The organism is Clostridium sp. HMP27 (assembly GCF_000765165.1).
Classification (GTDB): domain Bacteria; phylum Bacillota; class Clostridia; order Clostridiales; family Clostridiaceae; genus Clostridium_AK.
Genome location: NZ_JMFY01000019.1, coordinates 1 through 19,838, shown reverse-complemented (window position 1 = coordinate 19,838; position 19,838 = coordinate 1). Strand labels below are relative to the sequence as shown.

At 30.5% G+C, this 19,838-nt stretch carries 18 protein-coding genes and 1 riboswitch; of the genes, 2 read left to right on the top strand and 16 right to left on the bottom strand.

Annotated elements, in window-relative coordinates; translation table 11 throughout:
- The first annotated feature begins 133 nt into the window (after positions 1–133).
- Complete coding sequence (locus DP68_RS10985; protein WP_035309447.1) at positions 134–1,324, top strand: FAD-dependent oxidoreductase; 1,191 nt, start codon at positions 134–136, stop codon at positions 1,322–1,324.
- A 130-nt stretch (positions 1,325–1,454) separates the two neighbouring features.
- Here DP68_RS10985 and DP68_RS10980 read toward each other — a convergent pair whose 3' ends face one another.
- Both DP68_RS10980 and DP68_RS10975 read right to left on the bottom strand, forming a co-directional pair.
- The gene (locus DP68_RS10980; RefSeq protein ID WP_035309445.1) at positions 1,455–2,300 is read right to left on the bottom strand and encodes a YihY/virulence factor BrkB family protein; all 846 of its coding nucleotides are present in this window, start codon (positions 2,298–2,300) and stop codon (positions 1,455–1,457) included.
- A gap of 86 nt (positions 2,301–2,386) precedes the next feature.
- Positions 2,387–3,046: an HAD family phosphatase gene (locus DP68_RS10975; protein WP_035309443.1), complete on the bottom strand. Its 660-nt coding sequence runs from the start codon at positions 3,044–3,046 to the stop codon at positions 2,387–2,389.
- Between the two features lie 192 nt (positions 3,047–3,238).
- On the opposite strand from DP68_RS10975, the gene DP68_RS10970 reads away from it, so the two are divergent.
- Positions 3,239–3,457, top strand: a complete 219-nt coding sequence (locus tag DP68_RS10970; protein ID WP_035309442.1) for a DUF3892 domain-containing protein — start codon at positions 3,239–3,241, stop codon at positions 3,455–3,457.
- Positions 3,458–3,515: 58 nt separating this feature from the next.
- Here DP68_RS10970 and DP68_RS10965 read toward each other — a convergent pair whose 3' ends face one another.
- From DP68_RS10965 to DP68_RS10905, 14 genes are all read right to left on the bottom strand, one after another.
- A complete protein-coding gene (locus tag DP68_RS10965; RefSeq protein WP_035309440.1) occupies positions 3,516–3,854 on the bottom strand; it encodes a cupin domain-containing protein in 339 nt (112 codons plus the stop codon).
- Between the two features lie 119 nt (positions 3,855–3,973).
- The gene (locus tag DP68_RS10960) at positions 3,974–4,876 is read right to left on the bottom strand and encodes a GGDEF domain-containing protein (protein ID WP_035309438.1); all 903 of its coding nucleotides are present in this window, start codon (positions 4,874–4,876) and stop codon (positions 3,974–3,976) included.
- A gap of 140 nt (positions 4,877–5,016) precedes the next feature.
- Positions 5,017–6,717: a methyl-accepting chemotaxis protein gene (locus DP68_RS10955; RefSeq protein WP_035309436.1), complete on the bottom strand. Its 1,701-nt coding sequence runs from the start codon at positions 6,715–6,717 to the stop codon at positions 5,017–5,019.
- Positions 6,718–6,890: 173 nt separating this feature from the next.
- Positions 6,891–8,396: a sensor domain-containing diguanylate cyclase gene (locus DP68_RS10950; RefSeq protein ID WP_035309434.1), complete on the bottom strand. Its 1,506-nt coding sequence runs from the start codon at positions 8,394–8,396 to the stop codon at positions 6,891–6,893.
- A gap of 48 nt (positions 8,397–8,444) precedes the next feature.
- Positions 8,445–9,035 (bottom strand): HD domain-containing protein, encoded by a 591-nt coding sequence (locus DP68_RS10945; protein WP_035309433.1) that lies wholly within the window; start codon positions 9,033–9,035, stop codon positions 8,445–8,447.
- A gap of 242 nt (positions 9,036–9,277) precedes the next feature.
- The gene (locus DP68_RS10940) at positions 9,278–10,078 is read right to left on the bottom strand and encodes a hypothetical protein (protein ID WP_035309432.1); all 801 of its coding nucleotides are present in this window, start codon (positions 10,076–10,078) and stop codon (positions 9,278–9,280) included.
- Positions 10,079–10,186: 108 nt separating this feature from the next.
- Positions 10,187–10,330, bottom strand: coding sequence for a hypothetical protein (locus tag DP68_RS19610; protein ID WP_291548660.1), 144 nt, complete (start codon positions 10,328–10,330; stop codon positions 10,187–10,189).
- Positions 10,331–10,576: 246 nt separating this feature from the next.
- A complete protein-coding gene (locus tag DP68_RS10935; protein ID WP_035309429.1) occupies positions 10,577–11,131 on the bottom strand; it encodes a rubrerythrin family protein in 555 nt (184 codons plus the stop codon).
- A gap of 76 nt (positions 11,132–11,207) precedes the next feature.
- On the bottom strand, positions 11,208–13,214 hold the full coding sequence (locus tag DP68_RS10930; protein ID WP_035309426.1) for a methyl-accepting chemotaxis protein: 2,007 nt from the start codon (positions 13,212–13,214) through the stop codon (positions 11,208–11,210).
- Positions 13,215–13,479: 265 nt separating this feature from the next.
- Positions 13,480–14,946 carry an aminoacyl-histidine dipeptidase gene (locus DP68_RS10925; RefSeq protein WP_035309424.1) on the bottom strand — a complete coding sequence of 489 codons (1,467 nt, stop codon included), beginning with the start codon at positions 14,944–14,946 and terminating at the stop codon, positions 13,480–13,482.
- Positions 14,947–15,092: 146 nt separating this feature from the next.
- Complete coding sequence (locus DP68_RS10920) at positions 15,093–17,081, bottom strand: methyl-accepting chemotaxis protein (RefSeq protein WP_035309602.1); 1,989 nt, start codon at positions 17,079–17,081, stop codon at positions 15,093–15,095.
- Between the two features lie 152 nt (positions 17,082–17,233).
- Positions 17,234–17,325: riboswitch (cyclic di-GMP riboswitch) on the bottom strand.
- Between the two features lie 420 nt (positions 17,326–17,745).
- Positions 17,746–18,639 (bottom strand): dihydrodipicolinate synthase family protein, encoded by an 894-nt coding sequence (locus DP68_RS10915; RefSeq protein WP_035309422.1) that lies wholly within the window; start codon positions 18,637–18,639, stop codon positions 17,746–17,748.
- A 39-nt stretch (positions 18,640–18,678) separates the two neighbouring features.
- Positions 18,679–19,578 carry a fumarylacetoacetate hydrolase family protein gene (locus DP68_RS10910; protein ID WP_035309420.1) on the bottom strand — a complete coding sequence of 300 codons (900 nt, stop codon included), beginning with the start codon at positions 19,576–19,578 and terminating at the stop codon, positions 18,679–18,681.
- A gap of 49 nt (positions 19,579–19,627) precedes the next feature.
- A partial coding sequence (locus DP68_RS10905; RefSeq protein WP_035309418.1) for an iron-containing alcohol dehydrogenase occupies positions 19,628–19,838 on the bottom strand: 211 nt, incomplete at its 5' end.

Below are 19,838 nucleotides of genomic sequence, written 5' to 3'. Positions count from 1 at the left end.
AACTATTCAGTATTAACCATCAATTAAACTTTTATCACAAAATTCTTTCAAGTTTACTTTCTTAATCATTATCTGATAATTATTAGTGTATAATAATCTTAGGGTTAAAATTAAACTATGGGGAGCTGAGCATATGAACAATAAAGCTAATGGTACAACTTTTATTATTATTGGAAATGGCGCTGCTGGATTTTATGCTGCAGATGCTATAAGGCAGAAAAATTCAAAAGCCTACATAACAATGATTTCAGAGGAAAGTTATTATAGCTATTATAGACCTTCTCTTTCTGAATATCTTGCTAATGAGATTCCTGATAAAAAATTATATTTAAAAAATAAAAATTGGTTTGAAGAGAATAGTATAAACTTAAAACTAAATACTAAAGTAGAGAGTATTCTGACCAAAGAAAATAAGATAGTTTTATCTGATGGCTCTTGTTTAAATTACGATAAACTTATACTTGCAAATGGTGCACGTAACTTCATCCCACCAACTGCTGGTACTGACAAAAATGGAGTATTTTCCTTAAGAACAATAAATGATGCAGATAAAATAATAAGTTATGCAAAAGATTGTAAAAAAGCTGTAGTTATGGGTGGCGGTCTATTGGGGCTTGAGGCTGCATGGGAATTACAAAATTTAGGACTTGATGTAACTGTAGTGGAATTTTTCCAAAGACTTTTACCTAGACAATTAGATGAAGAAGGTGCTGAAATTTTTAAGAATCAAATTAGTAATTGCGGCATTAATGTAATTCTTGGTGACTCCCTAGTTGAAATACTCGGAAATGATAATGTAACTAATATAAAACTAAAAAGTGGCACTATCCTTGATACAGACATGGTATTATTTTCTGTTGGAATAAGAGCAAACAAAGAATTGGCTGAAAAGTGTGGAATAAAGACCGATAAATCTGTAGTAGTAAATGAAAAAATGGAAACTAACATACCTGATATATATGCTTGCGGAGATGTAGCAGAATTAAACGGTAGAAACTATGGCATTTGGCCTGCTGCTGTTCAAATGGGCAAAGTTGCCGGTATAAATGCCTCTGGAGATGAGTTAATATTTAAAGATTTTGTTTCATCTACAATTTTCTCCTCAATGGATACAAATCTTTTTTCCTCCGGATATTTTGATGATGAATGTGATGTTTTATCTTATAATAATGAAGATAATCAGATATATAAAAAGCTTTTCTTTAAAGATAATAAACTAGTTGGATGTATACTTCTTAGGGATACCTCCTTATCTATAAAAATAGTAAAGGGGATTAGGGAGGGCTATTCTAAGGAAAAGATTATTTCATTAGGTTTAATATAAAAATTCTGTAAGAGCTCTTTACTAAAGCATCTAACTTTAAAACACTTTTAAGAATCTTAGGCTGTCTTAGCAACATCTAATGTAAAAAACTTAGGTGTTTTAAAGTTAGAAATATTACTCTTTTCATGTATCATCTTAAAATGTTTGGATTTTCCTTTACCTTTCTATCGAATGCTAACGCTGCATTTAATTCCCCACCAACCATTATAATAATGGAAGTCAAATATAACCACGTTAAAAGTATAATGACTGCTCCTATACTTCCATACAGCCTTGAGTAATTTCCAAAGTTGTTTACATAAAAAGAAAATCCAATGGATACAACTATCCACCCTATGGTTGCAAATATGGCACCTGGAATTACTTCTCTCCATCTAAGTCTTTTACTTGGAGTATATCTATATAAAAGAGCAAATACAAGTATCATGGAGGTTAATATGATAGCATATCTTACTATATTCCATAAAGACATAAATGATCCTGAAATGAAAAACTTCCACATTAAGAACCTTCCCAATGCTTCACCAAAAACTAACAAAAACAATGTTGCAACTATTATAAAAGTTAATCCTATAGTACATAAAATAGATATTATTATTACTTTTATTAAGGATCTTTTTTCCTTTTCATCATAAGCCTTATTAAGACCCTTTATAACACTTCTAAATCCAGTAGATGATGTCCATATGGAAAGAATAAATCCAAGGGATAAAAGCTTTACATTTCTGCCTTGCAAAACTTCTAATACTGTATCATGAACTAATTTATATGCACCGTCTGGTAGCACTTTACTTAATTCCCAAAGGACTAATTCTGTATCCAGAGATAGATATCCTATTAAAGTCATTAAAAAAATTAAAAAGGGAAAGAAGGACAAGATTAAACTATAAGATAATTCAGAAGCCAGCGCTGGAACTTCATCATCTATAATTCTTTTAATAATATTTTTAATGCCTATTTGTGATTTTACCTTCACTCTAATCTTCTCCCCTCCTTATATTTGCAAGCAGTTATACTCCACTAGATTTATAATTGTGATTTCTAAATAAAATCATCTTTATTTTACTTATTCAGTCCCTTTATGAATGCTGCATTTATATCATTAAAATCATCAATAATTATATCTGCTTTACTTAAATCTTGGTTCCCAGAGTTTATATTTTTGTATCCTATGCATTTCATATTAGCTTTCTTTGCAGCTAAAACCCCATTATGAGAATCTTCTATAACCACACATTCCTTAGGATCTACATCTAATTTTTCACCAGCATATAAAAATATATCTGGCTCAGGTTTGCTCTTACTCACATAATCTCCAGTTACTATGTAATCAAAGTAGTTTCTTATTTCAAACAAGCTCAGTACCTTTTCTATTACATTTAATGGTGATGATGATGCTACTGCTAATTTTATATTGTTTTTATGTAAATCAATTATGAGTTCTTTTACTCCATTTATTGGTTGTAAATCTAAGGCATCATTTAAAAAATCTAAATATGTATTCCTATCTAATTCTACCAATTCCTCTAGACTCTCGGTTAAATTATGATTAGTTTTTATCTTATCCCACATATAATGTGAAGTAGTTCCTATAAATGTATTGTGTTCTTCATATGCTATAGATATTCCTAGTTTTTTAAATATATCTTCCTCAATGCTTAAATGAAGTGGTTCACTATCTATTATTATTCCATCCATATCAAATATTACAGCCTTCACCATAATGATTATCTCCCTTCATTAGTTATTAATAGACTTTATTATATCATACGAGATTTATAAAATATTATTACTTTTTATTTCATTGGGAATACTATTTATAAACATTTAACTTTTATTTAACTAAATGCTGATTTTATTTTTAAATTTCAGCATCTTTTCTATGAAAAAAATTAAACTAAGAGGTGAATTAACATGAAAATAATAAAGATTAGAAAAAACAATGATGGTGATATAACCAATGTACTTACAGACGATAATATACAAAGAAGCCTCACAGAAGCAGTAGCTTTGGCTAAACGTGGAAAACTCGATTCTATAATTGTTCAGAAAAACCAAAATGGAGTGAATACCATAGCCTCTTCTCCTAAATCTAATGAGGAAAATAACTTGAATAACTTACCTACATTTTAAGTAGAACTGATTTAAAAGCTTAAAAGTCGCCATTTCAAAAGGCGACTTTTAATTGTTATTATCCAAATACTACAACTAGCATCATTTTAAATCTTTCTGTTGCATGTAATGCATGAGGTATTCCTGCTGGCATTACGATACATTCTCCCTTTTTAACTGCAAACTTTTCTTCACCAATTGTTATCTCTGCTTCTCCATCTAAAATGTTTACAAAAGCATCTCCACCTGAAGCATGTGAGCTTATTTCTTCTCCCTTATCAAATGAAAATAGTGTTAAACTCAAGTGTTTATTTTGAGAAAGAGTTCTACTTATCACTTGACCTTCTTGATAGGTTACAAGATTCTCTAAATTTAATACCTTTGCAAAATCAATGTTCTTAATAAAATTTTTATCCATATTAATATCCTCCATTGTAGTATATTTAAGATTAATACTATATTTTAAAATTTTCATGTTCCAATTTTACTATCTAAATAAATTATAACCCAAAATATTCCTCATATCTGTTTCATTTGTTACCCTTCATTAATTTCACTAATAACTATTTTATTTCTTCCAGTTTTCTTCGCCTTATAAAGATTTTCATCTGCACATTTAATAAAGTCCTTAGCATTTATTATGCCTCCTTCTTTTAAACAACAAACTCCAAAACTGGCAGTGATATTTATTTTATTGCCTTCATACATAAATTCTGTATTGCCTAGTAATGTCTTTATCTTATTTGAAACCACCATAGCTCCTTCTTTATTTGTATTATTAAGGACAATTAAAAACTCTTCTCCACCATATCTACTAACCCAATCCGTAGATTTTCTAATGGATTCCAATATAAGTTTGCCAAACTCTTTTAAAACATAGTCTCCAGCTAAATGTCCATATGTATCATTTACTTCTTTAAAATAATCAATATCCAAAATTATTATACACATCGGTAATTTATTAACGGCATTTTCATTTATATCTACATATAGCTGCTCATCAATAAATCTCCTATTATAAATTCCTGTTAAAGGGTCTGTTATCATAGCATAATTTAATCTACTAATTAAATCATTAATTTTTTCCACGTTTTTATGTTCTGATTGTACAACGAATGCTTTCATTGTTATATCTTTTATTAGTTCAACCACATATGTACAGTCATTAATATTTACTGGTGATGCTATAGTTAAAAAAACTCTTTTTTCTTTATACTCTATTTTTATAAAAGTATCATTTTCTCCAAGAGCTCTTATACACACACAATTTTCGCAGGTACTATTTTTATTCCAAAACTCATAGCAAGTACTAGTTACATCAACATTATAATTCTCATCATTATATATAACCTTTTTATTAACCGGATTAATAACTCTAATAACATCATAAAGATTTTTAAATATAGATAATCTATCTTTAATTTCACTTAAAATGCTCATTTGTACCCCTCCGTTTTTAGGAGCTATAAATACTACTTTTTAGTTTGCTTACCTTTTATGGTTTTAATACAAAAATATAAAAATAAAGCTATAAATGAGCATTAATTTACTCAAATACAGCTTTAAATTAATAAATTTATTTAGTTATTAGAAGCTATTTTAAATTGACCTATAAATTCTGAAACTTTTTCTACTTTATTACTTAATTCTTCAGCTGAGCGCGCCACTTGACTGGACGAAGCACTTAGTTCCTTAGATGAAGTTACTATTTCTCCAGTAGATACTGAAACTTCTTCTGACACTGATGAAGCAACCTCAACTCCTTGTAAAATTTGTACCTTTTCATTGTTTATCTCATTAACATATTGATTTATGTCCTTAATTTTAGGAAGTATTCTCTCTATGCTTATAATTATGTTTCTTAGAGTATTCATTGAATTATCAAGAACTTGTGATTGCTCATCTAATTTGGCATTCATATTATCTGAAGTCTCCACTACCATACTACTCTCCATGTATATAGCCTGGGTCAAATTATTAATACTTGCAGAAGATACTTTCGATTGTTCTGCAAGTTTTCTTATTTCTTCAGCTACTACAGAAAATCCCTTTCCCGCTTCTCCTGCCCTTGCAGCTTCAATTGCTGCATTGAGAGCTAAAAGATTAGTTTTATCAGCAATTCCATCTATTAAATTTGTAATTTGATTTATTTCAGATAACCTAACACCAAGTCCCTGTATTTTATTCCTTACATCTTCAAAGGAACTGTTTATATCACTCACAAACTCACCAAGTACCTTTAAATCTCTATTTCCTTCCTTTGCACTTACACTAATTAAATCTGCATCAGAATACACGCCCTCAACTCTTATAACAGTTTCGTCAACTTTCATTCCAAAACCCTGTAATGTTTTATTTATACCCAAAAGCTCTTGTGCTTGAGAATTTGACCCTTTTGCTATTTCTTCTATAGTGCAATCTACAACTTCTGAAGAGGATGCCATCTCCTGCGAAAGCGCTAGAAGATTTTCAGTTTCTTCTATAGTTTTATTAGAAGCCTCCTGTACAATTTTAAAGGCCTCAGATATCTTTACTCTGAATCTATTTATTTCTTTAGCTATAATTTCAAATTCATCATGGCTTTTTATTTCCAGCTCCTCTGTTAAATCTCCATCAGCCATTTTTCTTAAATTATCTTTGATACTATTAACGTTATTAGATAACTTTTTTGAAAAGAAAATGCTTATACCTATTGATAAAACCATAATGATTACTGCCGCTATTATTACATCTAATAAAATTCTATTTTTTATACTCACAAATTCTGATACTTCTTTGTCAATACCAATTATAGCAATTATATTTCCACTTGAGTCTTTTATAGGTGCATATGCAGATATAAAGGTTCCCAAATCATCCTTCATTGGTTTTTTATTTACAGATACTTGTCCATTAAAAGCATCTTTCATTTCATCTTCTAATGGATATTCTTCTCCAATTTCATCGGAATTAACTATTGATCCATCAACTATAAAGTGAGCATTATCTTCAGCTTTAGATAATGTATATACATATGTTACATCCTTATCATTTTTCCACTTAATCATCGCTTCTCTAATTTCTTTATATTCAATACTATTCATACTTCCATTATTGATTACATTGTTGAGCTTATCTCCGTCTATTATCCCTTGCGCCTCCTGTACATAACTTTTAGCATCATGCTGCAATTTAGAAAACATATTCCTAAATTCAATCAAATTTAGCGATATTAAAATCAGCATGGATATCAAAGATACAAAGCCCATAAGTCTTAGTATCTTCGTTGATAGACTTTTCATATTATTTTCCTCCACTTATTATAAATTGTTCCTCTATTTCTCCCAATATTTCAACAAATCTTATTATACTATACTTTTATTCTCGTTTATACTATAAATTTACAAATTGATAACTTTCTTCAAAAAAATAAAACTTGTTTGTACAAGCTTTATTTTTAGAAAATACACTATATTTAGTTACTTTTATATAAACTATTTATGAGTACCTTTTTTGAATGCTCATAAAAATTATAGGAATTCCCACCATTCTTCTTTGTATAATACATGGCGTTATCTGCACAGTTCACAAGTTCCTCTATGCTATGTCCATCACTAGGAAAAATGCTAATACCTATACTAATATTAATATAATGCTCATTATTATTCAAATTAATTGGTTGAGACTTAATGTTATATAGTATCCTATCCATAAGACAGATAATATCCTCTTTATTCTTAATAAACTGCTGAATTATTAAGAACTCATCTCCTCCTAGTCTCCCAAAAACATCTGTATTTCTAATAGATTTCTTTACTGCATTTGCTATAGTTTTTAGCATCATATCGCCCTCACAATGACCATATGTATCATTAACATTCTTAAATTTATCAACATCAAATAATATAACCGCAATTATATATTTATGTTTTTTAGCTTCTTCTAAAGCTATATTGAGTTTAGACATTAAACTTGCTCTATTATATACATTAGTAAGTGGATCATATTTAGCAAGATATACAACTTTTTCTTCTATCTTTTTACGTTCTGTTATATTTCTTATAATTCTTATTATTATCCTCTCATTATTTACAATAATAGAGTTTGTACTTATTTCTGCTGGAAAAGTAGTGCCATCTTTTCTTATGTTAATTGTTTCAAAAACGCTACCTTCACTATCTATATCGCCAAGGTCTTTTGAAGAATCCAGTGTTCTAAGATTCTTTAAATTTTTAGTTTTCAATTCATTGTAACTATATCCATACTCCATTACAGCTGTTTTGTTTCCATCAATAATTTGTCCATTTTCTGTTGTATATAATATTATATCATGTGCATTTTCGAATAAAATCTTATGTTTCATAGATGTCTCTTCTAGCTTTCTTAAGATTACAACTGCAACTGCGATCATAAATATAATAATTATTATATCTATAATAAATTTATACTTCATATAATTAAATACTCCAAAATCCACATCTACACCCACAATTGCAATGACTTCCCCATGTGAATTTTTTATAGGTGCATAAGCTGATACAAACGTACCTAAATTATCCCTTACAGGATGTGGTGTGTAAGTTACTTTTCCATCAAACGCTTGCCTCATTTCTTCTTCAAAATTATATTTTTGCCCAAGTGGTTCTGGCTTAACTAATGCTGAATCTATTAGGAAATGAACAGTATCCCTTTCTCTATACATTGTATAAAAATATTTTACATCTTTATCATTTTTCCATTTTATCATTTCTAGTTGAATTTTTTTGTACTCAGTACTATTCATAGATTTATCTTTTATGACCTTAACTAATTTATCTCCATCAATCACTTTTACAGCATCAGCCACATTTGCTTTTACACCAGCTTGAAATTTATTTATAATTATTCTATAAAATGCAAGATTTACAATTAATAATATTATGATGGTTAGAATGAATATATTTTCTACGATCCTTAAAGACTTTAACTCTAAGTTTTTCATAAATTAGCCCCCAAAGTTTAATTTAAAACCATTAAAATTAAGCCAACTTTAACGTTTCAAATATCCCTTTTTAATAGAATCCTCTATAATTTCCTTAGCATATTCCCAAATTTCAGGAGCATTTTCTTTTAATAATTCATTTCTCTTTAATACCATTTCACTAGTTACTCCTGGCCTTCTCCAAGTATGGCCATTAGTATTATAGTTAAGAATTAGTGGTTGAACTCTATCAAGACAAGCAGCAAACTTAGCTTCTGAAGTTTTTAATTCTTCAAACTCACGCCAAAGATTCCAAATTTCCTCTGACTGATCCCCTGGTAACATTCCAAAAAGCTTTTCAGCTGCTCTCTCTTCTCTTTCTGCTTTATCTTCATAGCCCTTTTCATCATAACAATATGTATCTCCTGCATAAATTTCAACAAGATCATGTATTACAACCATTTTAATTACTTGTAATACATCTACAGGCACCTTTGAATACTCATAAAGCATCATTGCCATAATAGCTAAATGCCATGAGTGTTCTGCATCATTTTCATTTCTTGTTGTTCCTGTAACAATATTTTGCCTAAAGATATGTTTTAATTTATCAATTTCTAAAATAAACTGTATTTGCTTTGAAAGTCTTTCATTAAGCATACTTTCTTCCCCCATTATTTATAATTAATGATTTATGTTTATGCCCTAATATGTATGAAAGCCATCTATAGGACAGCTTTCTATAAAAAAATTATACTCTTTGGAAATTATAAAATCAATGAAACTTTCATACTAGCCATATGCTAATTAAGAACCGAAAATTTCTTTGATCTGGAACATCATTATATTACATTCTCTTATAGAAACAAAAAAGTTGCGAAGCAACTTTCTGCTACACAACTTTATTTTATAGTCTTCTCTCTAACAACCTTATAAGTTTTATCATCTTGCATTGTTACATATATAATTTGTATTTCTTCCTTATTGTCCTTATTAACTTTAAATATCAACTCAAAATCCTTATCATTTATGATATTATAAAATTCAAACTCAATTCCATATTGATCTATATGTTCTTTTTGAAATTTACTTGCTATATAATATATTCCACATTCAACAGGATGTGTTTTTGCAAATGACTCAGAAGGAAGCTTTCCTTTATTCTTTTTTGCAAAATCTTCTCCTTCCTTCATGGCTTTTTCTATTTCAGGAAGAACATTGTATTCGTAACTAGCTATGAACCACTTTTCATCTTTATTAACCATTCTTAACTTAATTTCTTGGTAAATAGGTTTGCCATCTAAAATATAATCAATTTTAAAATTTAATACATATGACTTATATTCTTTGTTATCAATTTTAATGTTTTCCTCTATTTTGCTACCAAGCGTAGATAAAATATATGTGGATACTTCATTTTTTGATTTTATGATTTTTACTTGAAAATCCTTTCCATCTAAAATATCCTTTGGATTTAAAAAGTAAGAAGATGCCTTGTCCAGCACTTCTCCAATAGTATTTGGATTGTATGTGAAGTATTCCTTTACAAACTCTTCTGCAGCTTGTTGAGCTTTTGATATATTATTTTCCTCACTACTTATCTCTGCTATATTACTACTTGTACTAACAGCAGCTTGCTTACATTGTATAAATATTGCTCCTGATACTATTACGCTCATAAGTAATGCTAATGTCTTTTTCATACGTATTCTCCCCCTTTTTTTATCCCCGAGGTGACTCTACTTTTTACAAATGCCTTATACAAAATAATATGCTAAATCTCTTGTTATTATTCTAGCTTTTAAGTGAATTTATTGTATATATAATTTAATCATTGCCTTTTTCCTTTTTATTACCTTTTGAATCCTCTTAGCTTTTTCCATATTCCCGTACTTAATCTCATCATCTCTCCACTCTACAAGCTCTAAATATAACTTTGAAAACTTATTCTTCATATAACTTACCCCCTAGTTTAATATCTTTAAATAATACATTCTTATTATTTATAAAATTAAAATAGAACAATATCGCTTAGTAATTTTATGTATATTTTTATTATTGACCAATCTCCATAGAAAAAAGTCACAAAAATAGATAATCTATTCTTATGACTTTTTATTATATACGCTATGATCTTAATATTCATAAAAGCAAACACGCTAAAGATTAACTTCCTTTCACAATCTTTAGCGTGCCTCACTTTAAAATGCCTTAAACATATCTTTTTTTACACCACACACTGGACACTTTTCCACATTGTCCCCAATTTCTGTATATCCACAAACTGGACACACATAAATAGTATCTATTTCAATATCTTTTCCTTCTTTAGCTTTATCCTGAGCGTCTTGAAACAACTTAGCATGGATTTTTTCAGCTTCTAGAGCATAATGAAATGCCTTTTCAGCATCTTTTTCATTTTGAAATCTTGCAGTTTCAAGATATACTGGATACATTTGATCTACTTCATGAAGTTCTCCGTTAATTGCTCCTTGAAGATTATCAACTATATTAGTATGACCAAATACCGCTCCCGCTGCAACCGTACTATCTCCTACTTGCTCTTTAAGTACATTAAAGTGATTTTTAGCATGAGCCCATTCTGCATATGCTACTCCTTTAAAAAGCCTTCCTATATTAGGGAAACCATCCTTTTCTGCATATTCGCCCCATATAAGGTATCTCATATGTGCCATACTTTCTCCACCATATGCCGAACGTAAAAAATCAGCAGTCATTGCATTGTTTAGTGCCATAATAAACACATCCTCTCTTATAATTTATTCCAAGTATATTATTATGCCTAAGTTAAATTTATATACCATTTATAAACTACACCTTAAAACTTTCTATCTTTTCATTAAGTTTTTGAGACAATTTATTAAGTTCTTCTGAAGTCTTTGAAACCTCATAACTAATTGCTAGCTGCTCTTCTGTAGATGCCGATATTTCTTCAGTAGAAGCTGAGGTTTGCTCCGAAGATGCTGCTATATTCGCCATTACCCCTACTATTTCATCTTTTTTGCTAGTCATTTCATAATTTAGCCTAACAATCTTTTCTACTTCCCCACTTAGCTTGTTGACCATATTAGTTATCTTAGTAAATATATCTTCCGTTTTTACCACTGCATTTGATTGTTGGTTAGCTATTTCATTTGCAAACTCCATGGTGTTAACTGCATTTTTTGATCCTGATTGAATTCCCATTACTAAATCTCTTATCTTACTTGTTGCATCCTTTGATTGTTCCGCAAGCTTTCTTACTTCATCAGCAACCACGGAAAATCCACGACCTGCTTCTCCCGCTCTAGCTGCTTCAATGGAAGCATTTAATGCAAGTAAATTTGTTTGTGCTGAAATTTTTTCTATTGTATCTATAATACTTCCAATTTCATCTGATTTGATATCAACTTCATTGATTACTTTTGAAACCTTTTTGGCAGCATCATCGTTTTCTTTAGTGCTTTTAGTTAACATCTGGACTACTTCAATACCCCTTTCGCTTAAGCTATCAACTTCATCAAATATCTCCTTTGAATCATTAATAGCACCGGCAACTAATTGAATACTATTTGACAATTCTTTAATCTTACTAAGTGCCATATCAGTTCCTTTAGCTTGCTCTACTGTTATATTGGAAACTTCTCCAATAACTCTTGTAATTTCTTCTGTAGAAGCACTGCTTTCTTCTGACATTGAGGCCAAGCTATCTGCCGCTGAAGTGACTTCAGTTGATACATTGCTTATATCCTTTATCAATTCCCCCAGATTTTCAGACATGGAATTAAGATTTGAAGCAAGTATACCTATCTCATCATTACATTTAATAGCACTTCTTATTGTTAAATCACCACCACCAATTCCTTTCATATCCTCCACTAATTTATGCAAAGATATAATCATTGGTTTCGAGAAAACCATTCCCAGCATTGCGGCAAGTATTATAATAACAATTCCGGCTATGGATATTACCTTAAAAATAACTGATAAACTTTCCTGTATTTCAGAGTAGTTCATTTCTCCTACTATACTCCATCCTGTCTTATTATTAGTAGTAATAACAGCAAAGCTATTTTTACCATTATAACTGTAGTCAATAGTATCTGACTTTTTACTTATCACTGCATCTAAAATATCTTTAACTGGTATTTCTTTATTATTAAACTCCTTATCTGTATGAGCTAATATATTCCCTGTATTGTTAGCTATAAAGAAGTTTCCCTCTTTTCCTAACCTAGTTTCACTAACAAGTTCAGATAACACATCTAATGATATGTCAGCTCCAACTACGCCTATAAGTTCACCTTTAGAATTCTTTGCAGGCTTTGCAACTGTAACAGTCAATTTCCCTGATGCTTCATCCAAGTAAGGTTCTGTCCAAGTCATTTTACCTGCTTTCATAGTTTCTTGATACCATGGCCTAGCTGTTGGATCAAACCCCTTTGGCAAATCAACCTTTGGATAAACAAATAACTTTTTATCATGCGTTGCAATATAAACCGCCATTGAATCTGGATGCACTTCCTGATAACTTTGCAGTGCATTATATGTATAAACAAGTTCTTCAGGCTTATTATTTAAAACATTCTTTATGTTTAAATTATTACTTAACATATTGATATTGTTTTCATTTTCTGTAATATAAGTTTCGATAATTGAACTAAGTTTTTCAGCCATCTGCATAGAGTTTTTCTTAAACTCAGACTCTAATACATGCTTTGCATTTGAATAAGTAATAAGTGCTAAAGTTACAATAGGAATTACTATAATTCCTATAAGCAAGAATATCAATTTATCTTTTATAGATCCATTGAGTCTGCTATTCCTTGATTTTTTCATGAATTGTCCCCCTTGTAGATATTTATTTTCATGTTAGAAAAGGTCTCGCCCCTTACAGACCTTTCTAACATCAATTTACATATAATCTTAACTTCCATCGTTATTCGCTAACGATTGTTATAAGTATAAATATTTTAATGGTATCACTTCGGTTATTTTATGTCAATAAACAACTTTACACTTCAGTCATCATTCCTTATATTATGACAATATAAAAGGCATATCTCTTTCAAGATATGCCTCTTACAAATATGAAATTTATATATTATTTTATTTGTTTTAATACCTCTAAGAAGTACTTATATGTTCTTTCAGTTGAGGAAATACTTAACTTTTCCTCAGGGGTGTGCACATCATACATATTTGGTCCAAAGGAAATCATATCTATATCCCCAAGAATATCCTTTAGTATTCCACATTCAAGGCCTGCATGTATTGCTGTTACCTTTGGTTCTAAACCATACATATCCTTATAGACATTTTTAAATACTTCTCTAATATATGAATCTTCCCTGTACTCCCATGCTGGATAATCAGATTCTAAATTCATAGTTGCACCAACAACCTTACATATGCTTTCAATTTGTCTCACTATACTATCCTTTAAAGTTTTCACAGAACTTCTTATAGCACTTTCAAATGTTATCTTATCATCTTCAGTTGTAACTACACCTAGATTTGTAGAACTTTGAACTAATCCTTTAATATCCATGCTCATAGTTTGTACTCCTTGTGGCATTAACATAAGTACTGTAATAACCTTATCCGTTAGTTCTTTAGAAAATACCTTGTCTATCTTTATATCCATTTCTTCTAACTGTACAGTTATTCCTGAATCTGAAGCCCTAAGTTCATTTTTTAAGGTATCTTGCCACTTTTTAATTATTTTATTTAGAGTATTTTTATTTTCTTCTTCAATAAGGATTATAGCTTCAGCTTCTCTTGGAATTGCATTCATCTTTGCTCCACCATTTATTTCCGCTATGTATAATTCCATTTGTGAATTTATATCATTTAAAACTCTTCCTATAATCTTGTTAGAGTTCCCTCTTTCCTTATCGATATCCATCCCTGAATGTCCGCCCTTTAGGCCCTTAACAATAAACTTATAGAGCATAAAACCTTTTTTCTTTTCCTCTAATTCTAACTTAATGCTAACTTTATTTCTAACACCACCAGCACAGGAAGATAAAAGTTCCCCTTCTTCCTCTGAATCAATGTTAATTAAAATCTTTCCAGAAAGATTTTTTCCCTTAACACTTGAGGCCCCTCCCATTCCTGTTTCTTCCTCAGTTGTAATTAAAACTTCTATAGCAGGATGTTCTATATCGCTACTTGCAAGTATAGCTAAGCAATAAGCTACTGCTATACCATTATCTGCTCCTAAAGTAGTTCCAGTTGCTTTTATAAAATCGCCTTCTACTTTTAGCTTAATAGGGTCTTTTTCAAAATTATGCTCTGTTTCATTGTTTTTTTCACAAACCATGTCCATATGGCCTTGTAAGATTACAGTTGGAGCATTTTCATATCCTTTAGTTGCATCCTTTTTAATTATTACATTTAATGCTTCATCTTGTATTACCTCTAAATTATGTACCTTTGCAAATTCAACTAAATAATTGCTTACAGCTCTTTCGTTTCCAGAACCCCTTGGTATTCTACTTATCTCCTCAAAATATTTAAATACTAAACTTGGAGATAAATCCTTAAGTATGTTATCCAAATTAATCATCCTTTCACGCCTTAGTTTCATTTATCTATTATAGTAATTTTAACATATGAATTAAATTTAATACATAAAAAAGGAAACTACGACGGTTTTGATGCTTAGGTTCCTACTTATATACTGAGTAATATTAATCAATATTATTTTTAACTTTAAAATCTAAATTTCATAATAATTGCTTGTAGATTCTGAGCTAAATTTGATAGACTCTCACTAGAGCCTGCAATTTCCTCTATAGAAGCAGATTGCTCTTCCATGGAGGCTGTTGCTTCTTCAGTTGCAGCAGCATTTTCTTCGGCAATTGCTGAAAGTTTTTGTAAAACATCTAGTATTTCACGCTTTGTTCTCTCCATTTCTTCCCCTGAAACATTTAACTGCTTAACTGCTTTTTCCGTTTCCTTCATAGCTTCATCAATTAACATATATTTATCTTTGCTATTAACTACACTATTTACTTGTTCTTTAGATATATTAGATAGTCTTTCCATGGTTTTTACAGCATCTTTGGCATTGCTTTGTAATTCATTAACCATCCCATCAATATCCTTTGTAGACGTTGAGGATTGCTCTGCTAATTTTCTAATTTCCTCCGCTACTACTGAAAAACCTCTTCCTGCTTCTCCCGCTCTTGCTGATTCTATTGCTGCATTTAGTGCTAATAAATTAGTTTGTTCTGCTATAGAGGCAATCACGCTGCTTGCTTGGCCAATTTTATTAGAACTATCATTAGTTTTTAATATAACTTCGTATATTTCTTGTGTTGCATCATTGCTTTCTTCTGTTATTTTTGACAGATTGTCAATCTCTTTTAATCCCTCATTAACAACTTCTATTACCTTATTTGAAGCATTATTTAATGCTTTTACATGCTCTTGATCTTTTTCAATTATTTCTCCTAATAGAGCAGCCTCTGAAGAACCATTTTCTGTACTTCGTGCTTGATCAGATGCTCCCATTGCTATTTCTTCAACTGTTCTTGACACTTCCTCTGCAGAGCTTGCTGATTGTTGTGAAGTGGCTGTCAATTCTTCTGAAGCAGCAGACACTTGTTCTGCTGAATTACTTATTTGACTAATAATTTCTCTAAGACCATTAATTATATCTTGAAGCGCTTTTGCTAAGGCCCCAATTTCATCTTTCTTCTTAAGAAATATTTCAGGAATATCTTCTGTAACATCCAGATTAGCTATTTTTTCAGAATGTTGTATAGTTGCAATGATTGGTTTTACCATTGAATTGCTAATTAAATATGTAATGGCAATACTTATTAATAAAATAACAATCGTAACTATAATATTTGTTGCTTGTAATGCAGGAATTGCAGATAAAACTTCTTTTTGATTCGCAGTAATAATTAGCATCCAGTCAGTACCTTCAATAGGTGAATATCCAGCATACAAATCCTTTCCCTCAAAAGAATAATCACTAATTCCAGTCTTTTCTGTCAATGCTTTTTCGAGCAATGCCGCTACTGACTTCTGACTTTCATCGTTCTTTGCTTCCTCAATTGGATTATATTGATTTAACACCTTTTCTCTATCTGGATGCCCAATCACAGTTCCATTGATATTAATTATGTAGCTATATCCTTCATTACCATACCCTATATCATCTGCACTGTTACTTAAGGAAATTCCATCTCTACGGCCTACCAATGCCCCTACAACTTTACCTCCATTTTTAATAGGAGTAGCATACATTAATACAGGTTCATTGGTTACACTGCTAACTAACAAATCAGATATGTTAGTTTCACCACTTAAAGCTTTTTTTATATAATCTCTATCACCTAATTGGCTGGTTGTTCCATCACTATAATAGGCAGTACCATCAAGATGAACAACAGCAATATCAATAAAATTTGTTCGTTCTATTTGCCTTTGCAGCACAGGTTTTTGTATCTTCCAATCCATGCCTTGGATATCTGCTCTCAATGCTATCATTTCCAATGTTAGCTTTTGAGTTTCAATTCTACTTGCTATTACTTTTGATCCTTGAATAGCTAGTGAGCTAAGTGACTTTTCTGCTTCTTTTCTAAGAGAATTGCTTGCTCTTTGTAAAGAAATAATACTCAAAGCAGTAGATGACAATAAAATTAATATAGAAAAGTAAACAATTAGCCTTGTTTTAATACTTTTCATTTCAAATCTCCATTTGAATCCTTTTTCATTTTTCATTCTAAACCCTCCATTTAATTCTTTAAATCGATAGATCAATACATGATGTAAAACTTTATGAAAATAAACCCCCTTTATTTTTTAAAACACAAATAAAAGGGGGTTGCTTAGCAATATTGTGCAGCTGGCTACCATACTACATGTTACTTTGTAACTTAGGCCCTTGGCTTTGCGTCCTTACCTTTCGGTAAGTTTGCCCTTTTAATTAATGTATGTAATTTTTTATTTTTGGTAATTTATTATTTATGCTACATTTTTATATAATGTCTTATGTTTTAAAAGGCAAATAGGTTTATTTATTGGATACTAATGTAAAATATTCCTTTTACCTCCCAAGTTATATTATAACAAATTATGTTATAATGCAACATTTTTAGAGTATATTCTACAAATAATGATAATTTTATCACATATTAACATCAAAATCTGTATAGAATAGTACACAATAGCCTTTTGTATATAACTGCTTCTACTCAATGCACAATATAATAAAAAAATTGTGAACAAGTGCCGCGTAAACTCTGCACTTTATCCACAATTTTTATCACAAATTCATTTTATATATTAGATATCAATCTAACTTTGTACATAATTCAATTATATTAATTAATAATTTTGTTGTCCAAATTTATATTAACTTTGTTCTTTCCATTAGCATCTTAATCTTAACTGTTTGTTCTTCATTTGCTTGAATGAATGGAATCGTACAATATTCCTCCATTTCGATTCCTCTTAAAATCATTGCTTTCTTAACGATAGGAATAAATGGCGTCCCTATATCGTAAATTGCCATCATTTCATTAATTGTCTTTTGAACTTCGCAAGTCTTTTCAAAGTTTCTTTCATCGATAGCCTTTACCCAAGCAGAACATACCTCAGGTGCAAGGTTTGAAAGTCCACCAATGCATCCAGCTCCACCACTTAAGATATTATGCGCAAAGTTTTCATCAAAACCTGAGAAAACTTCGAAATCTGGGAACTCTTTATTCATTGTAGTTATAAGAGCTCTTGTATGGCCCATTTCTGTAACTGTGTCCTTATATCCAACGATATTTTTATGCTTTCTTACTAAACTTAAAGTAAGTTCTGGTGTTAAATCATATCCAGTTCTATCTGGGAAGTTATATAAATAAATATTTGCCTTAGTTCCATCTGCTACCATATCATAAAAAAGTTCAATACTTTCTCTTGAAAGACTGAAGTAATATGGGCTAATAATCATAACTGCATCTGCACCTACTTCATGAGCATAATTTGAAAGCTCTATAGTTTCATCTGCAGACATACAGCTTGTACCAATAAAAACTTTAGTTCTCTTATTAACATATTCTACAGCAAGCTTAATAAGTTCTTTTTTCTGCTCCATAGTCATTGTAAAGAACTCACCAGTACTTCCCATTACAACAATACCATCTATTCCACCATTTATTAAATGATCATAAACATTTTTATTTGCCTGATGATCAATATTTCCATCTTTATCAAATGCAGTAACCACAGGGGTTAACCATTTTGCTTTCATAAATATATACACTCCTTTTATTATTTCTTAAAATGCTTCTCATTCTACTATATTTCTTAATACACCAATATTTTGAACTTCACATTCTACTACATCTCCAGCTTTCATAAAGCGTGGAGGCTTAAATCCCAATCCAACACCAGCGGGAGTTCCTGTAGCAATTATGTCTCCAGGTTCTAAAGTAATCCCATTAGAAATTTCAGATATTATAGATGGGATATCCGCTAGAAAATACTTAGTGTTAGAGCTCTGTCTTAATTCCCCATTCACTCTGCTGCAAACATTTAGTTCAATCGGAAATGGTATTTCGCTTTTATGCACTATAGCTGGTCCTAGGGAGGTAAAGGTATCTAAACTTTTTCCTCTATACCATTGCAGATGCTGCTGCTGTAAATTTCGTGCAGAAATATCATTCATAATTGTATAGCCGAATATATAATCTTCCACCTTCTCCTTAGAAATGTTTGTACCCTTTTTGCCAATAATAACTGCAAGCTCTACTTCATAATCCAATTGTTCATCAAGTTCTAAATGTCCTATAATAACACCCTCTGGTCCAATAGTTTCTGATGCTCGTTTTGAAAAATAAACAGTCCTTTTAGGCTCGCTAAAACTTCCTTTACTAAAACTTTCCTTTGTCTCGTTTAAATGTTCTTGGTAATTTACCCCTACACAAATAATATCGTGAATTGGTCTTTTAATTGGGGAACAGAGCTTAATCTCATCTATTGGATAAGCCGTGAAACTTGTTGTATCATTTTCAAGTAAACTATTGTGAATTTTTTCAATATCATAATGGGGTATATTCCCTATTAAGTCATTCATATCATTAAATTCTTTACTTAGCTTAATGCTTGATAATTCTATTGCTAGTGTACCATCTTTAGAAAGTACACCTAATTTTTCTTTGCCTGATTTCTCAAAACATATCAATTTCATTATGCATCACCTCTAATAAATTACAGTACCTATTCTATTCTTCTTATATTTATGCTATCCTTCTAAATAATTCAATTAACTTTTCCTTACTAAAGAATACTGGATTTGCACCTGCACAAGCATCCTTCATGGCATTTTCAGCTAGTAACTCAAAGTCTGGATTTTCTACTCCAACTTCCTTTAAGGATTTTGGAATTCCAACTTCTTCTGAAAGAGCTTTCATTTTACTAATTACAAAGTCAACACACTCTTCATCTGAT

Coding starts and splice junctions, on each gene's coding strand:
- DP68_RS10985 (WP_035309447.1), top strand. CDS start 134: ATGAACAATAAAGCTAATGGTACAACTTTTATTATTATTGGAAATGGC.
- DP68_RS10940 (WP_035309432.1), bottom strand. CDS start 10,078: ATGAAAAAGACATTAGCATTACTTATGAGCGTAATAGTATCAGGAGCA.
- DP68_RS10945 (WP_035309433.1), bottom strand. CDS start 9,035: ATGCTTAATGAAAGACTTTCAAAGCAAATACAGTTTATTTTAGAAATT.
- DP68_RS10925 (WP_035309424.1), bottom strand. CDS start 14,946: ATGATTAATTTGGATAACATACTTAAGGATTTATCTCCAAGTTTAGTA.
- DP68_RS10920 (WP_035309602.1), bottom strand. CDS start 17,081: ATGAAAAGTATTAAAACAAGGCTAATTGTTTACTTTTCTATATTAATT.
- DP68_RS10910 (WP_035309420.1), bottom strand. CDS start 19,578: ATGAAATTGATATGTTTTGAGAAATCAGGCAAAGAAAAATTAGGTGTA.
- DP68_RS10915 (WP_035309422.1), bottom strand. CDS start 18,639: ATGAAAGCAAAATGGTTAACCCCTGTGGTTACTGCATTTGATAAAGAT.
- DP68_RS10935 (WP_035309429.1), bottom strand. CDS start 11,131: ATGGCACTAAACAATGCAATGACTGCTGATTTTTTACGTTCGGCATAT.
- DP68_RS10960 (WP_035309438.1), bottom strand. CDS start 4,876: ATGAGCATTTTAAGTGAAATTAAAGATAGATTATCTATATTTAAAAAT.
- DP68_RS10950 (WP_035309434.1), bottom strand. CDS start 8,396: ATGAAAAACTTAGAGTTAAAGTCTTTAAGGATCGTAGAAAATATATTC.
- DP68_RS10955 (WP_035309436.1), bottom strand. CDS start 6,717: ATGAAAAGTCTATCAACGAAGATACTAAGACTTATGGGCTTTGTATCT.
- DP68_RS10965 (WP_035309440.1), bottom strand. CDS start 3,854: ATGGATAAAAATTTTATTAAGAACATTGATTTTGCAAAGGTATTAAAT.
- DP68_RS10970 (WP_035309442.1), top strand. CDS start 3,239: ATGAAAATAATAAAGATTAGAAAAAACAATGATGGTGATATAACCAAT.
- DP68_RS10930 (WP_035309426.1), bottom strand. CDS start 13,214: ATGAAAAAATCAAGGAATAGCAGACTCAATGGATCTATAAAAGATAAA.
- DP68_RS19610 (WP_291548660.1), bottom strand. CDS start 10,330: ATGAAGAATAAGTTTTCAAAGTTATATTTAGAGCTTGTAGAGTGGAGA.
- DP68_RS10975 (WP_035309443.1), bottom strand. CDS start 3,046: ATGGTGAAGGCTGTAATATTTGATATGGATGGAATAATAATAGATAGT.